This window comes from Prosthecobacter vanneervenii, assembly GCF_014203095.1.
Taxonomy (GTDB): domain Bacteria; phylum Verrucomicrobiota; class Verrucomicrobiia; order Verrucomicrobiales; family Verrucomicrobiaceae; genus Prosthecobacter; species Prosthecobacter vanneervenii.
Genome location: NZ_JACHIG010000008.1, coordinates 169,334 through 184,708, shown reverse-complemented (window position 1 = coordinate 184,708; position 15,375 = coordinate 169,334). Strand labels below are relative to the sequence as shown.

The window sequence follows — 15,375 nt, the reverse complement described above, 5'->3', positions numbered from 1 at the left end:
ACCAATCATTCATGATCGAGGCAGACTTTATCATCGTAGGAACCGGCGCAGGCGGTCTGGTCGCAGCGCTGCATGCCTCCGAGCATGGCCGGGTGGTCATGATCACCAAGCGCGGCGTGCTGGACTCCAATTCCAACTGGGCCCAGGGCGGCATCGCCTGTGTGACCTCGGAGAACGACTCCGTCGAAAAACACGTCAGCGACACCCTCATCGCAGGCGCTGGCCTGTGCAAAGAGGACGCCGTGCGCACGATTGTGAGCGAGGGCCCGGCACGCATTGCCGATCTCGTCAAATGGGGCGTGCACTTCGATCAGCGGGAAGCGGTCAATGGCCATCTGGAGTTTGACCTGACTCGGGAGGGAGGCCACACGGCCCGTCGTGTATTGCATGCTGCGGATGCCACCGGTCGGGAGATCACGGAAAAGCTGCTCGCCACCGTGCGCACGCACCCGAACATCACCATCTACGAGAACCACTACGCCATCGATCTTCTGACCACGGCCAAGCTTGGCCTGGTGTCCGAAGACCGCGTGCTGGGACTTTATGTGTTGGATGAGACCACCGGGGAGGTGCACACCTTCCGTTCAGATCGGGTCATTCTCGCCACCGGTGGCTGCGGCCGCGTGTATTTGTACACCACCAATCCCCGCGTTGCCACGGGGGACGGCGTTGCCATGGCCTGGCGGGCTGGCGCCACCATCTCGGACATGGAATTCATCCAGTTCCATCCCACCTGCCTTTACCACCCCCAGAAGCGCTCCTTCCTTATCAGCGAGGCGCTGCGCGGTGAAGGCGCGCGCCTCATTGGCAAAGACGGGCAGGAGTTCATGCACCGCTATGACCCGCGTGGCTCCCTGGCTCCGCGAGATATCGTCGCCCGTGCCATCGACCACGAGATCAAGCGCACCGGCGGTCCCTGCGTCTATCTCGACATCAGCCACAAGCCCGCTGACTTCATTGCCAGCCATTTCCCCAATATCCAAAAGGCCTGCCTGGATGTCGGCATCGACATCACCAAAGAGCCCATCCCTGTCGTGCCTGCCGCGCATTATCAGTGCGGGGGTGTGCTCACAGATGTGAATGGAGCCACCAGCATCCGTGGCCTCTGCGCAGTCGGCGAGGTTGGCTGCACGGGTCTTCATGGAGCTAATCGCCTGGCCAGCAATTCGCTGCTCGAGTGCTGCGTCACCGCACAGCGTGCCGTGGCTCACCTCATGAAAAAGATTCCGCTCGGCAAGGTGGCCGAGCAGAGCTACGAGCTCCGCCCTTGGGAAACCAGCGGCGTGGTGGAAAATGACGAGCTGGTGGTCATCTACCACAACTGGGATGAAATCCGCCGCCTCATGTGGGACTACGTCTCGATTGTTCGCACCAACAAGCGCCTTCAGCGCGCTGCAGCCCGCCTTCGCAATCTCAAGCGCGAGGTGCAGGAGTTCTACTGGAACAACCGCGTCACCAGCGAAATCCTGGAATTGCGCAATCTCGTCGAGACAGCCTCCCTCATCGTGGAATGCGCCATCCGCCGCCACGAGAGCCGTGGGCTGCACTACACGCTGGACTATCCTCAGACGGATGACAGTCGGACGCCTCAGGATACCACGATTCGTCGTTATTGATCTGAACGTCAATGATATGAGTTTGGTGGGGCTCACCTCTTTTCAGGGGCTTTGAACAGCCGCACCCATCGCTTGTCGGATCATAGAGGGCAGTGTTTCTCGCGGCAAAAAGACCCCTTTGCCGAGTGTGACAGCCCGCCCCTTGCATGGCGAATTGCAGATTGCAGTTGGTCATGCTAAGCTGCTACAATTCTTAAAATCGGTTCCCACCCCAATGCCAGCTGAACGAAAAATCAGTTCCTTCGTCGTCGTCGCGTCTTTCGCGGCGGCACTGTCGGCTTATGGGCAGGGTGCCTCGACCGTTTCTGCAACGGGTGCCGCCGCGGCATTGAAAAAGGATGGACCTGCCGCCGCGGCTGCTAAGCCGAAGCCAGTGGCGCCTGCTGCGCCAAAAGCCACCGTGCAGTCCACCCCGCCCCGCACTCCCAGCGTTGCGGTGCCCAGCTTCAATTCCTCCGCCATGCCACATCTGGGCTACGCCCGTTACCCGTGGAAGGTGGACATCGTAGCCACAGTATTTTGGATCGGGGAAGAGCCCACGGAAAATAACCCTACTCCCAACGACAAAAGCTCCTGGGATACTCAATGGACGCAGAACTACGGCGGCTATGACGATCCCGATCCCGCCAAGCGCACGGAAAACTTCACCCCGGTTGGTTTCACGCCCAAGCAGAACCCGTTCTATGTGGCGCTGCCTTACAATGACGTGATCGATTTTGATTCCCACAAGCCGGAGGCCTCCCGGGTCATCCCTTGGTTCAAGCAGCGCTTCGTCCGCTCTGGCAAAACGGTGCTCAAAGGCCAGTGGATCGCCATCCGTTATGGCAACCGCGTTTGCTACGCCCAGTGGGAGGACTGCGGCCCCTTCGTCACCGACGACCACGAATACGTTTTCGGCAACTCTCGTCCCAAGAACACCAGCAATCGGGGAGCTGGGATCGACATCTCCCCTGCCGTGCGCGACTACCTCGGCATGTCCAGCAGCGGCCGTTGCGACTGGCGCTTCGTGGACGTGAGCGAAGTCCCGGCAGGCCCCTGGCGCAGCCTGGGCAGCAACAACCACTTTGTGACCCAGCAAAAGGCTGAAAAAGCCCGGGAGCATTCGGAAATCTCGTCACGTCTGGAGGAGCTTCGTCGCATGCGAGACGCCTACTTCCAGCAGAATGGCAGCGGAGCCGTCCGCTAACAGGGTTAAACCAGCCCGCGACGGGCCAGCGATTCCTCCATCGCACGGTCGATCAGCATCACCGCCAGGGACTGCGTGGCATCATCCAGCGCTTGTGTGGCGGTTTTAAGGGCCTTCGCATCATGCTCTGCCGCATTCAGCAGAGCACGCACTGCGGCTGCTTGGCTGACCACGGCGGCTTTGTCTTCGTCGCTGATCGCATCTCCCAGTTGCTCCAGCGCGGCATCCACGGCGGGCAGCAGTTCCTCAGCCTTGAGCTTCGCCTCGGTCCAGATGCGTTCGTTCATGTCCTCAAAGGCAAAGTCCACACTCTCGGCGATCATCTGCTCCACCCGCTCGTCCGCCACATCCACCGCCGTGCCGCGGATCTCCAGTGTCGTGTCCTGGTTCGTGGCGGTGTCACGCGCCAGCACATGCAGAATGCCGTCCGCGTCGATGCTGAACTGCACCCCCACACGCGCGCTGCCCTTGGGGCCGGCAGGGAAGGGAACCTCGATGCGCCCTAGCTCCCAGTTGTCCTTCGCCAGTTCACGCTCGCCTTGCAGGATGCGGATCAGCATGCTGTCCTGGTTGGCCACCGCATTGGTAAACATCTCGCCCGCCTTGGCCGGAATCGTCGTATTTCGTGGAATGATGATGTTCATCAGCCCGCCAAACGTTTCGATACCGAGGGAAAGCGGCGTCACATCCAGCAGCAGCACCTGCCGCAGGCTGCCGCCCAAAATGCCCGCCTGAATCGTCGCCCCCAGCGCGATGGCCTCGTCCGGATTCTGCGAGGTGTTCGGTTCACGCCCAAAAATCTCGCGCACATAGGTGCGCACCAGCGGCATGCGTGTGCTGCCACCCACCAGGATCACCTCATCCAGCTCCTCCGGTTTCACCCCGGCATCGCTCAGTGCGCGCAGGCAGTGAATGCGTGTGCGCTCGATCCACGGTCGCGCGATCTTGTCCAGCTCGCCACGTGTGATCTCCAGCCCGTTGTAGGCCGCCGTGTCTTCAGCCGACAGCCGCTTCTTCACAGCCTCCGCTGCTTCGACGACTCGGATGTCATCGGGGGAGAGTCCCAGCTTCTGTGCGATGTATCCTGCCAGCAGTCGGTCCAGGTCATCACCGCCTAGCTGCGTGTCTCCGGCAGTGGAGAGCACCTGAAAGGTACCCTCGCGCATCTCCAGCACCGAGATGTCAAACGTGCCGCCGCCCAGGTCATACACGGCGATCTTTTGATGCTCCGCCAGCTTGTCCAGCCCGTAGGCCAGCGCAGCGGCAGTCGGCTCGCTCAGGATTCGCAGCACCTCCAGTCCCGCCAGTTCCCCGGCGCGCTTCGTGGCGTTGCGCTGCGCGTCATTGAAATAAGCCGGCACGGTGATCACTGCCTGTGAAACACTCTGCTCCAGCGCCCTCTCGGCCACCTCCTTGAGGTGTTTCAAAATCTCCGCAGACACCTCCACCGGAGAGGTCTGCAGTTCGCTCAGAGAATAAGGCGGCGCCCATCCAGCCTCACCGGGCCGTCTGCCAATCAGACGCTTCACCGAGGTGATCGTTCGGGTGGGGTGCAGCGCCCGCTGCCGTAGCGCCACCGCGCCCACCGAGACGCTGCCGTCCGCTGCCACACACACGGCGCTGGGAGTGCTGCGACTACCGTGTTCATCAGCCAGCAGAATGGGAAAGCCGCTGTCCACCACACCCACGAGGGAGTTGGTGGTGCCGAGATCAATGCCGAGGATGGGTGGGGTGCTCAAGAGTGGCTTCAGGGTGGGATTGAGAGTCGAGCCGGTCCACTGCGGCATGCAAAGAGTCCAGCAACGGGCCTTTCGCGAGGATGGTGATGACGTCAAAGGGAACGAGTTCGTTTCCGATGTCCATCACGTTGTCCATGTACGCATCGAAGACCGCTAGTCCATCCACCGGGCGAAACCAAGCCCAGGAGCGGATGAAACGGAAGCCGCGGTTGATGAACCAGGAAGCCATCACAGATGGCGTGGCCGGGGAGCCATCAAAGATCGGCTGAGAGGTGACAGCTTGAAGTCGGCCGTGACTGTAAACAAAACCGTCAAGTCGGTTTAGGGCCGGATAGTCATTCCGGTTTAACTCGTGCATCAGGTGGGTGTTTGAAAGAAGCAGCCGCTCAAAGTATTCCAAGGGGGTGGCGGGGCGGTCTTCAAACCAGTATCGCACAGGCTTGTGACGGGTGCTGGCGAGCGAAGCGGGGAAGATGCCCCAGCCGGAACCTTTGGTGATTTTGTAAATGCGGGAAGGGTCGGACGGATGAAAGAAGATGTGATGCTCGCGTGTGCGCGAATCATCCACTTCATCAGGAACGAGGGAGTCAACGAAAAGTCCTTTTTGCGAGGCCCACTTTTCCAATGCGGCTATCTCTCGACGCCGCTGGGAATCCGGATCAGCTTGCGCCCCAGATTCCGCTCGATCATCGCTCGCAACTCCTCGACAGACTTCGATTGCTTCTGCGATGAGGAGGTTTTCTGCGTGGAGGCTTGCTGCGGCGGGGGATTGAGGCATGTCTTCAAGGCTGGATCGCGACTGCTCATGAGGGGAGTTTAGGCTAAATCGTTGCAGATCGCAATCACTCAAGTGATTGCCAAAAACCACTGCCTCGGCCAAACTTCGCGGATGGAGACCTTGATTGCCTTACTCACCGCCGGAACCCATCTCAGCAGCGCCCAGATCGCCGAGGCGGCATCCCTGCTGGTGGATCCCGAGATCACCGCCGCGGCCAAGGCCGGTTTCCTGCGCTCATTGGCAAAAAAAGGCGAGACCCCGGCTGAGATCGCCCTGTTCGTGCAGCAGTTCCTCAAGCTCGCTGTCGATCCCGGCATCGATCGCTCCAAGCTCCCCGGCCCCATGCTCGATGTCGTCGGCACAGGCGGCGATCAGCTCCATCTCTTCAACGTGTCCACCACCGCCATGTTCATCCTGGCTGCCGGGGGTGTCTGTGTGACCAAACATGGCAACCGCGGCATCACCTCCAAAGCTGGCGGTGCCGACGTGCTCGAGGCACTGGGCATCAAGATCGATCTCCCCAGGGAAAAAGTGGTCGCTGGCTTGGAGAAAACCGGGCTCGGCTTCTTCTTCGCACCGCTCTACCATCCCACCTTCAAGGCCGTGGCCGAGGCCCGCAAGATGCTCGCGGCAGAGGGTCAGCGCTCCATCTTCAATGTGCTCGGGCCGTTGCTTAACCCTGGCCGCCCGGACTACCAGCTCATCGGCGTGTTTGATCCCAAGCTCACCCGTGCCTTCGGCGAGATCCTGGTGCAGCTCGGCCGCAAGGGGGCCTGGGTCGTGCATGGCACTGCCGCAGACGGCCAGGGCATGGACGAGCTCTCCACCCTCGGGCTGAACGATGTCTGCCAGCTCGCAGGCGGCGCGCTCAGCGAAACCCAGATCGACCCCAAGGCGCTCGGCTTCGGCAAGGCCACGCTGCAGGACCTCGTAGGGGGAGATGCCATGGAAAACGCCCGCATCCTCGAAGGCGTTCTCGCAGGAACCATCAAGGGCCCCAAGCGCGACATCGCCGTGCTCAATGCGGCCGCAGGTTTTGTCATCACCGGCAAGGCCCCTGATCTCGCCGCTGGCCGTGATCTGGCCGAGGAGCTCCTCACTCGCGGCGCAGCCCATGCCCGCCTCCGGGCCATGCAGGACCTGATCTGAGGTCATTTCACGCGAGACAGGCGGGGGAAAGATGTTAAGATGTCTTTAATACCTGTCTCTCTCGCGCATGCCTCATCCCAGCGAAGTGCTCCAATACGCCCAGAAGGTGCCTCACAGCATGTGGGCCACCATCGCCATCGTGGGGTTCATCGCATTCGCGGCGGGCATGGCCTTTGCCAAGGGCGTGGTGGCGCAGATCATCAACGTGCTGACGCTCGCTGCGTGTGCCTGGGCGGCGTGGTATGTTTTCATGCATCGCGTCCAGATTTTCGGTGCCGCTGGCATGCACATGACCACCAACCGGCTGATCGTCATGTCCGGCGTGGCGGCCATCCTGATGTTCGGGGTCTGCAAAGTGGGTAAGTACTTCCTGGCGGCCTTTGGCATCATGCGCATGCTCGGCGGGCTCACCGGCTGGAAGGGGCTCATCGTCAGCTTCATTCCCTCCGGCGGTCTGCTGTGGCTCGGCAGCATGGTGCTGCGTGTGGTGGGCAGCCTCTACGGAATGGAGAACGCCTCCGAGATCGTCAAAAAAGGCGGCGCCATCGAAAGCCAGGCCAAGTCTATTTTCTACACCCTCAGCCAGAAGATCGACAACAGCGTCATCGGCGGTCTGGCCAAAAAGCTCGACCCCTACAACATCAAGCCCACGGCCAATCTGGCCCGTCTCCTCATCCTCTGGCCTGAAGGCACCATGTGGCAGCGCCTGGCCGCACAGAATGCCAAAGTCGCCAATGCCCTGAATCACCCTCTCATCGTCAATCTGGGCTACGACCAGGACGTGCGCAAAGCCATCGAGAACAAAGACTTCGCCGGACTCATGCAGATGCGCAAGATCTCAGACGTCGCCAATCACCCCGACCTCCAGCCCATCCTCAGCGACATGTCCCTGGAAACCGCCATGGACTCCGTGGTTTATCAGCAGCCCCCGCCTCCTCAGCCGGTGCGCATGTATTGAAGGCATTGCGGCATGCCCGAAAAAACCACCAACGCCGCGTTGCCCCGGCCTTGGCTCTCGCTTTCATCCCCGGTCATTCATTTTCCCATCTCGTTCCCGCATGCCCAAGTACATCGTCACCATCGGCCTTGAAGTTCACGCGCAGCTCACCACGCGCAGCAAGATGTTCTGCGCTTGTCCGGTGGAGTATGGGGCGGAGCCAAACACCCACACCTGCCCCACTTGCCTGGGCCTGCCGGGTGCCCTGCCGGTGCTGAACCAGGACGCCATCGAGAAGACCATCCTCACCGGTCTCATGCTCGGCTGCACCACGCCGCCCGTGGTGAACTGGGACCGCAAAAACTACTTCTACCCGGACATGCCCAAGAACTACCAGATCACGCAGATGCCCTTCCCGCTCTGCCTCGGCGGTGGTGTGCCGCTGTATGATCTGGCCTACCCCAAGGACGCACAAAAGAGCATCGCCAATCCTGGCAAGGTCGTGAAGCTCACCCGCATCCACTTGGAGGAAGACGTCGGCAAGTCCACCCACTACGACAAATTCTCCGCCCTCGACTTCAATCGTGCTGGCACCCCGCTGATGGAGATCGTCAGCGAGCCCGACATCGACAGCGCCGAGGAGGCCTTTGCCTACATCACCAGCCTGCGCCAGATCCTCATCTACGGCGGCGTCAGCGACGCCGACATGGAAAAGGGCAACCTCCGCTGCGACGTGAACATCTCCGTGCGCCCCGAGGGCCAGAAGGAGCTCGGCGTGAAGATCGAGCTCAAAAACATCAATTCCATGTCCGCCGTCCGTCGCGCCATCAAGGCCGAGACCGAGCGCCAGATCGATGTTCTCGAAGGCCGTAATCCCGAGAAACTCGTCCAGAGCACCCGCCGCTGGGACGATGATCGCGGCGAGACCACCCTCATGCGCAGCAAGGAAGACGCGCACGACTACCGCTATTTCCCCGACCCCGACCTCCTCCCTGTGCGCACCGCAGACCTCGTCGCCAAGGTCAAATCCCAGGTCCCTGAGCTGCCGCATGAAAAGCGCGCGCGCTTCGAGAAAGACTACGGCTGCAGCGCCTACGATGCCGGCGTGCTCTCCAGCGAAAAAGAGCTCGCCTCCTGGTATGAGGCCGCCGTGGCCGCAGACACCAAGGTGCCCGCCAAGAAGATCGCCAACTGGGTCATCAATGATCTCCTCGGCGTGCTCAATGAGCGCTCCCTCACCATCACCGAATGCCCGGTCAAGCCGGACGCGCTCAGCGCCCTCGTTGCCACGGTGGAGGCCGGCAGCATCTCCAACAACCAGGCCAAGGAGGTCTTTGCCGAAATGTTCGAGTCCGGCAAACCCGCCGCCGAGATCATCAAGGCCAAGGGCTTCGAGCAGGTCAGCGACACCGGCGCTCTGGAGGCCATCGTCGAGCAGATCCTAGCCGCCAACCCCGACAAAGTCGCCGAAGTCAAAGGCGGCAACGAAAAGGCCATGAACTGGTTCACCGGCCAGGCCATGAAAGCCAGCCAGGGCAAGGCCAATCCCAAAATGGTCACCGAGATCGTCCGCAAGAAGGTGCTCGGCTGAGTCCCTGGAGCGTAAAACCCCTTGCACCCTCCCCGGCGGGTGCTACTCTCTCCGCCCCTTTTCAGAACACCCAGCCCCTTTTAGAATCATGTCCCAGCATAGCAGCCTCAAGTCCTCCGGCTCCGTCGGCACCAAGCGCAGTGTCCTGAAGCGTGGTGAGCGCATCAAGCTCCTCAAGTCCCGTGGTCAGTGGAAAGACGGCCGTCTGCCGCTTAACCTGCCGAAGACCAAGCCGGAATAAGGCTTAGCTCGTGCGTCTTAACCGATATCTGAGCCAGTGTGGCGTCGCCTCACGACGTGGGGCGGAGGAAATCATCCTCGGCGGTCGTGTGTCCATCAACGGGCACATTGTGACCGAGCTCGCCACCCAGGTGCAGCCCGAAGACAAAGTCGTCGTCGATGGCTCACCCGTGCGGACGGAAACTCCCGTCGTGCTCGTTTTGAACAAGCCAAAAGGCTACCTCTGCTCTCGTGGAGACAAACACGAGCGCATGACCATTTACGACCTGCTGCCGCTGAAGTATCAGAACCTCCACCACGTTGGGCGTCTGGACAAAGAAAGCGAAGGTCTCATTCTCCTCACCAATCGCGGAGATCTCTCTCATCGGATCATCCACCCCAGCCAGGGTGCCGAAAAGGAATACGAGGTGGTCGTGGACCAGCCGCTGAACGTGGATGTCATGGCCAAGCTGGTCAAAGGCATGATGACCGAAGAGGGCTTTGCCCGTGCCGAGCGCGCCTGGATGGACACCGAATACCGCGCGCACATCGTCCTCAAGATGGGCCTCAAGCGCCAGATTCGCATGATGCTCTATTACCTCGGTTACGAGGTCGAGCGCCTCGTCCGCGTCCGCATCGGCTGGCTCAAACTGCACGGTCTCGCCAAAGGCTCCTACAAAGAGCTCACGCCCACGGAAGTGGAGCGCTTTTTCAAACAAGAGGCCGCCAAGCCCCGCTTGGAGCGAAAACCCGCTGGTGATGAAGGGGACGATGAAGCCCCCCGCCGTCCTGCCAGCCGTGGTCGTGAATCAGCACCTCGCGAACAGCGTGCCAAAAAGAAAAGCGGCCCTCCCGGACGCTTCTCTGCCGAGGAAAAACCCTCCCGTTTCAAGCCCAAGTCCAAAACTTTCAGCCCACGCTCACGCTCAGGTGAAACGGGGCAGGGCGAAAGACCACGGGGGCGTTCAGGTCCGCCAGCTCGCCGTCCAGCTCCACGGGGGCCTCGGCGTGGTCCGTCGTCACGGTAAACTCGCGCGTCTGGATGTAGTCCAGATACTCGCACTCCCGGTAGCCATCCAGCAGCATGCCGCGCAGCAGTTGGATGAATTCCATCCCTCCCAGCCCGCGAAAGATCAGCAGGTCCATCAGCCCGTCGGTGTTTGACGCGTCGCGGAAGAGCGGGAAGGGGCCGCCATAGTGCCTGCCATTGCCCACCAGCACCACCGTGCCCAGCAGCGGGGCCTTGCCGTCGATGTGAACGCTCAGCGTCGGCGGCGTCCGCATCAGCACGTTCACCGCGCTCATCACATAGCTCAGCGGGCCAAATTTCTTTTTTGCCTCCCAGGACGTCTCCTGCACGATCTGCGCATCCAGCCCCACACCCGCCAGCTGGGCAAAGTACATGTCATTCGCCATCCACAGGTCCACTTCGCGGCGCTGGCCGCTCGTGATCTCCCGCCAGCAGCCCTCGATGTCCCGGCCCGGCAGCTTCAGCTCCACGGAAAAGACATTCATCGTCCCTAGCGGCAGTACTCCCAGCGCCGTGTGCTTTTCGCCGGGTTTGCGGCGGGCATTGGCCCGGCAGATGCCCTGCAGCACCTCGTTCATCGTGCCATCGCCTCCGGCAGCCACCACCAGCTCATGATTTTCCGCCAGGGATTCAGCGATCGCCGTCGCATCCGCCGGACCTTTCGTCAGGTGCAGCTCAGGTTCGGGGGAAAGCCTGCGCAGGGCATGTTCGACGGCGGCGGCCTTCGTGCTGCGGGCGGCGGGGTTCAGAATGACCGGTATGGGCATGAAGGGCGCATTCATGCCACGTTACGCCGACTTCGCAAAGCCTCATGCCCGTCCGCTTGTGAAACTTTTCACAAATTAGGGTTGCCCCTCTGCATGCGGCTCCGATAATCGGCTTCAGACCCTTTCCCCTTCGCTCATGCCTGCCCCCGCCGAAGCCCCCGCCCCTGCAGCCGCTCCTCCTCCGGTCGATCTCGTGAATGTCCAGATCGACGGCGTTTGGCACAAGTTCCCCAAAGGCACTCGCATGATCGAGGCCTGCAAGCAGGCCAAGAAGGAAGTCCCCCACTACTGCTACCACCCCAAGCTCTCCTCCCCCGGCAACTGCCGCATGTGCCTCGTGGAGATGGGCATGCCCCCGCGCCCCGCTCCCGGCACTGAGCCCGAGAAGGACGAGCATGGCATGCCCAAGATCGGCTGGATGCCCCGTCCCGTCATCGCTTGCGCAAACACCGTCGCTGAAGGCATGGGCATCCGCACCGAGTCCCTCCTCACCCAGGAGTGCCGCAAGGGCGTGATGGAGTTCCTTCTCATCAATCACCCCCTCGACTGTCCCATCTGCGATCAGGCTGGCGAGTGCCGTCTGCAGGAGTTCAGCGTCGAGCACGGCAAGGGCGAAAGCCGCTTCCGCGAAGACAAGGTCAAAAAGCCGAAGAATGTGGACATCGGCCCCCGCGTGCGCCTCGATGACGAGCGCTGCATCATGTGCAGCCGCTGCATCCGCTTCACCGCCGAGATCGCTGACGAGCCCGTGCTCGGCTTCACCGAGCGCGGCAGCTTCACCACTCTCGCCGTCCACCCCGGCAAGCGCCTGGAGCACAACTACTCCCTCAACACCGTGGACATCTGCCCCGTGGGTGCCCTCACCTCCAACGACTTCCGCTTCCAGCAGCGTGTCTGGTTCCTCACGGAAACCAACAGCGTCTGCACCGGCTGCGCTCGTGGCTGCAATATGGAGATCGGCGCACGCGGAGACACCATCTACCGCCAGACCCCGCGCGAGAACAACGCCGTCAACTCCACCTGGATGTGCGACAGCGGCCGTCTCGACTTCCACTTTGTGAACAGCGAGTTTCGCCTCACCGATCCGATGGTGAAATCCGGCGGCAAGCACCAGATCGCTAACTGGAAGACCGCGCTTTCCAACATCGCCACCGCCCTCGCAGGCAAGAAGGGCGATGAGATCGCCATCATCGCCAGCGCCCGCATGACGAACGAAGAACTCTTCTTCGTGAAGCACCTCGCCGCACTGCTCGGCACCACCAACGTGGACGTCATCCCCCGCACCGGCGGTGCAGACAACTACCTCCGCGCCGACGACCTCAATCCGAACACCAACGGTGCCAAGCTCATCCTCGGCATCGAGCCCGGAGCCAAGCTGGCCGAGATCACCGAACTCATGGGCCGCGGCCGCCTGCGTGCGGTGCTCGCTCTTGGCGAAAACTTGCTGAAGGTGGGCTTCGCCCAGCGCGACCTCGAAAAGGTCCCCTTCATCGCCTCACTGCACATCCTGGCCAACGCCAGCGCTGAACTCAGCGATGTCGTCCTCCCCGGTACCGCCTACGCTGAAAAGCGCGGCAGCATGATCAACGCCACCGGCCGCCTCCAGCGCCTGAACAAGGCCGTCAAGGCTCCCGGCAACGCCCACGACACTTGGGAAATCCTTCGCGACCTCATCGTCGCCTGCGGCGGCTCCAACGGCATCCACACCATTGAGGATGTCTTCAAGCGCCTCAGCGCCGAAGTCCCCGCCCTCAACGGCCTCACCTTCTCCAAGATCGGCGACCTCGGCGTCCCTGTCCTCGAAACCTCCGAGAAGATCCCTCTGCTGGACCGCGAGAAAGAGCGCAAGGCCAAGGGGATCATCGTTGGTTGAGTATGAGGCTCAGCGCCTGTATGCATTAGGTGCATGCCACCCAATTCAATTTCGCGTCCTGAACTTCTATCCCCTGCCGGGAACTGGGACTGTGCCCGTGCGGCTGTCGCTAACGGGGCGGATGCCATCTTTTTCGGCATGCCGCGGTTCAATGCGCGTTTGCGCGCCGACAACTTCACTGAGGAAGATCTGCCGGAATTGATGAAGTTCCTGCATGAGCATGGAGTGAAGGGCTACGTCGCCTTCAACACGCTCATCTTCACCCGTGAGCTGCCAGACGCTGAAAAGCAGCTCCGTTATCTCGAAGAATGCAGTGTGGATGCCGTCATTGTTCAGGACCTTGGCCTCGCACGCATGGTGAAGGAGCTTGCATCTGGACTGCGGCTGCATGCCAGCACACAGATGACCATCACCTCCCCGGAGGGGCTGGATTTCGCCAAGAAGCTGAACATCGATCAGGCAGTTCTGGCACGTGAGCTTTCCCTGCGGGAACTGGAGCGTTTCAAGACCGCGCAGGTGCCGCTGGAAGTCTTTGTACATGGCGCCCTTTGCGTGGCCTATTCGGGCCAGTGCCTCACCAGCGAATCCCTGGGACGCCGCAGCGCCAACCGTGGCGAGTGCGCGCAGGCCTGCCGCATGCCATATGAGATGATCGTGGATGGCGAGCCGCGCGACCTTGAGGACAAGCGCTACCTGCTCTCGCCGCAGGATCTAGCAGCGGTGGATGAGATTCCGCGCCTCATCGCGCTGGGCATCAAAAGCTTCAAGATCGAAGGTCGCCTCAAGACGCCGGAATATGTGGCGGCAGTGACGCAGGTGTATCGCAAGGCCATTGACCGCGCCCTGGCGAACCAGCCTGCACCTGCGAGCGCCGAGGACCGATATGCGCTGGAGATGACCTTTTCCCGCGGCCTCTACACCGGATGGATGCATGGTGTGAACCATCAGGAGCTGGTAGGAGCCTATTACGGCAAGAAACGCGGCCCGTATGTCGGGCAGATCACGCGCATCCTGGGGCCGGACACGCTGGAGCTGGATGAACTCAACATCGGAATCAAGCCAGGCGATGGCGTGGTGTTTGAAAACCTCGCCGACACCAATCAGGAACAGGGCGGCAGTGTGTATGAGATTCGTGGTCGGGTGCTCAGCTTCCGCCACGGCCACCTGCGCATGGAGAATTTGCCGCCGGGCACCCGCGTCTTCAAAACGAGCGATCCTGCACTCAATCGCGCCCTGCGTCAGTCCTTTGAAGGAGACATCCCCATCCGCAAGCAGCGCAGGCTGGATCTTCACGTTACCGGCAAAGTCGGAGAACCTCTGCGTGTGCAATCCGGCAGCGCTGAGGTCGCCTCCAGCATGCCGCTACAGGCTGCGATGAAGCGTCCGCTGACACCGGCGGCCTTCATCGAGCAGTTCAGCCGCCTGGGCGGCACCGAGTTTGAGCTGGGCGAAGTGCAGTTCGATGTCGCAGGCGAGGTCATGCTGCCGATCAGCGAATTGAATCGCATGCGGCGTGACTTGATTGCCGCATGGAGTGGCGACGATTCGTCGCCAAAAAACATCGCCAAGAGCACGGTGACCCTGGAGTCATTGATGCCTTCACGCGGTAAGGGCGACGAATCGTCGCCGCTTCATTTGCATGCACTGTGCCGCACGCAGGCGCATGTGGATGCCGCGCTGGTGCTCGGCGTGCCACGACTCTACCTCGACTTTGAAGATATCCGTCTGTATGCGGATATGGTTCGGCAGATCAAGGAACGCAGCGACACCGCCCAAGTCTGGCTGGCCACGCCACGCATCCAGAAGTCCGGCGAGGCTGGCTTCTTCAAGCTCATTCAGCGTGCGGAGCCACATGGCGTGCTCATTCGCAATCTGGGTGCAATGTCCTTCTTCCAGGATGCAGGCATTCCGATGACAGGGGATTTTTCTCTCAACGTCGCCAATCCGCTCACCGCCGAGATTCTGAAAAATGCCGGCCTGGAACGCCTCACCATCAGCTACGATCTCAATATCGAGCAGGTGGTGGACCTCCTCGCCTCAGCGCCGCCTTCATGGTTTGAGCTGACGCTGCACCAGCACATGCCCATGTTTCACATGGAGCACTGCGCCTTCGCCGCCTTCCTCAGCAATGGCACCGATTTCACCAACTGCGGGCGCCCCTGCGACAGGCACCGTGTGCACCTGCGCGACCGCGTGGGCATGATGCACCCGCTCAAGGCCGACGTGGGCTGCCGCAACACGCTTTTCAACGCCGTGGCGCAAACTGGCGCGCAGTTCTTCGATGAACTCCGTGAGCACGGCCTGCGCTGCTTCCGTGTGGAACTGCTCGAAGAAAACGCCGACGAGGCCATGATCGTCCTGCGCACCTACCAGGAGCTCCTGGCCGGCCAGCGCGATGGCGAGGAAATCTGGCGCGACCTCAAAGCCCACAGCCAGCTCGGCGTCACCCGCGGCACCTGGGCGGAGCTGGTATGAGGTGAGTTTTGATGC

Annotated in this window: 12 protein-coding genes; 9 read left to right on the top strand and 3 right to left on the bottom strand. The window is 61.5% G+C overall.

The window, feature by feature from the left end:
• Positions 1-11: 11 nt before the first annotated feature.
• Positions 12-1,616: an L-aspartate oxidase gene (gene nadB / locus HNQ65_RS18140; RefSeq protein WP_184341553.1), complete on the top strand. Its 1,605-nt coding sequence runs from the start codon at positions 12-14 to the stop codon at positions 1,614-1,616.
• Between the two features lie 214 nt (positions 1,617-1,830).
• The gene (locus HNQ65_RS18135; RefSeq protein WP_184341551.1) at positions 1,831-2,802 is read left to right on the top strand and encodes a hypothetical protein; all 972 of its coding nucleotides are present in this window, start codon (positions 1,831-1,833) and stop codon (positions 2,800-2,802) included.
• Between the two features lie 5 nt (positions 2,803-2,807).
• On the opposite strand, the gene HNQ65_RS18130 is transcribed toward HNQ65_RS18135, so the two are convergent.
• Both HNQ65_RS18130 and HNQ65_RS18125 read right to left on the bottom strand, forming a co-directional pair.
• Complete coding sequence (locus tag HNQ65_RS18130; RefSeq protein ID WP_221306213.1) at positions 2,808-4,541, bottom strand: Hsp70 family protein; 1,734 nt, start codon at positions 4,539-4,541, stop codon at positions 2,808-2,810.
• Positions 4,513-5,421 (bottom strand): hypothetical protein, encoded by a 909-nt coding sequence (locus HNQ65_RS18125; RefSeq protein ID WP_184341548.1) that lies wholly within the window; start codon positions 5,419-5,421, stop codon positions 4,513-4,515. The genes HNQ65_RS18130 and HNQ65_RS18125 overlap by 29 nt, the downstream gene beginning before the upstream one ends.
• Before the next feature lie 9 nt (positions 5,422-5,430).
• Here HNQ65_RS18125 and trpD point away from each other — a divergent pair, with 9 nt between their 5' ends.
• The 5 genes from trpD (at position 5,431) to HNQ65_RS18100 (ending at position 10,243) form a co-directional block, all read left to right on the top strand.
• Positions 5,431-6,468, top strand: a complete 1,038-nt coding sequence (gene trpD / locus HNQ65_RS18120; RefSeq protein WP_184341546.1) for an anthranilate phosphoribosyltransferase — start codon at positions 5,431-5,433, stop codon at positions 6,466-6,468.
• Positions 6,469-6,535: 67 nt separating this feature from the next.
• Entirely contained in the window at positions 6,536-7,426 is an 891-nt protein-coding gene (locus HNQ65_RS18115; protein ID WP_184341544.1) for a hypothetical protein, read from the top strand.
• A gap of 100 nt (positions 7,427-7,526) precedes the next feature.
• On the top strand, positions 7,527-8,996 hold the full coding sequence (gatB, locus tag HNQ65_RS18110; protein WP_184341542.1) for an Asp-tRNA(Asn)/Glu-tRNA(Gln) amidotransferase subunit GatB: 1,470 nt from the start codon (positions 7,527-7,529) through the stop codon (positions 8,994-8,996).
• An 88-nt stretch (positions 8,997-9,084) separates the two neighbouring features.
• The gene (locus tag HNQ65_RS18105; RefSeq protein ID WP_184341540.1) at positions 9,085-9,237 is read left to right on the top strand and encodes a small basic protein; all 153 of its coding nucleotides are present in this window, start codon (positions 9,085-9,087) and stop codon (positions 9,235-9,237) included.
• A gap of 10 nt (positions 9,238-9,247) precedes the next feature.
• Positions 9,248-10,243 carry a pseudouridine synthase gene (locus HNQ65_RS18100; protein WP_184341538.1) on the top strand — a complete coding sequence of 332 codons (996 nt, stop codon included), beginning with the start codon at positions 9,248-9,250 and terminating at the stop codon, positions 10,241-10,243.
• Here HNQ65_RS18100 and HNQ65_RS18095 read toward each other — a convergent pair.
• On the bottom strand, positions 10,125-11,027 hold the full coding sequence (locus tag HNQ65_RS18095; RefSeq protein WP_184341536.1) for a diacylglycerol/lipid kinase family protein: 903 nt from the start codon (positions 11,025-11,027) through the stop codon (positions 10,125-10,127). The genes HNQ65_RS18100 and HNQ65_RS18095 overlap by 119 nt on opposite strands.
• A gap of 121 nt (positions 11,028-11,148) precedes the next feature.
• On the opposite strand from HNQ65_RS18095, the gene HNQ65_RS18090 reads away from it, so the two are divergent.
• Together HNQ65_RS18090 and HNQ65_RS18085 are read left to right on the top strand one after the other, a co-directional pair.
• A complete protein-coding gene (locus HNQ65_RS18090; RefSeq protein WP_184341534.1) occupies positions 11,149-12,885 on the top strand; it encodes a molybdopterin-dependent oxidoreductase in 1,737 nt (578 codons plus the stop codon).
• A 138-nt stretch (positions 12,886-13,023) separates the two neighbouring features.
• Positions 13,024-15,360 (top strand): U32 family peptidase, encoded by a 2,337-nt coding sequence (locus HNQ65_RS18085; protein ID WP_246438372.1) that lies wholly within the window; start codon positions 13,024-13,026, stop codon positions 15,358-15,360.
• Positions 15,361-15,375: the final 15 nt, after the last annotated feature.

Excerpts from the sequence above, each read along its gene's own strand:
- gatB (WP_184341542.1), top strand. The coding sequence starts at position 7,527 with ATGCCCAAGTACATCGTCACCATCGGCCTTGAAGTTCACGCGCAGCTC.
- HNQ65_RS18105 (WP_184341540.1), top strand. The coding sequence starts at position 9,085 with ATGTCCCAGCATAGCAGCCTCAAGTCCTCCGGCTCCGTCGGCACCAAG.
- HNQ65_RS18085 (WP_246438372.1), top strand. The coding sequence starts at position 13,024 with ATGCCGCGGTTCAATGCGCGTTTGCGCGCCGACAACTTCACTGAGGAA.
- HNQ65_RS18090 (WP_184341534.1), top strand. The coding sequence starts at position 11,149 with ATGCCTGCCCCCGCCGAAGCCCCCGCCCCTGCAGCCGCTCCTCCTCCG.
- HNQ65_RS18115 (WP_184341544.1), top strand. The coding sequence starts at position 6,536 with ATGCCTCATCCCAGCGAAGTGCTCCAATACGCCCAGAAGGTGCCTCAC.
- trpD (WP_184341546.1), top strand. The coding sequence starts at position 5,431 with ATGGAGACCTTGATTGCCTTACTCACCGCCGGAACCCATCTCAGCAGC.
- nadB (WP_184341553.1), top strand. The coding sequence starts at position 12 with ATGATCGAGGCAGACTTTATCATCGTAGGAACCGGCGCAGGCGGTCTG.
- HNQ65_RS18095 (WP_184341536.1), bottom strand. The coding sequence starts at position 11,027 with ATGAATGCGCCCTTCATGCCCATACCGGTCATTCTGAACCCCGCCGCC.
- HNQ65_RS18135 (WP_184341551.1), top strand. The coding sequence starts at position 1,831 with ATGCCAGCTGAACGAAAAATCAGTTCCTTCGTCGTCGTCGCGTCTTTC.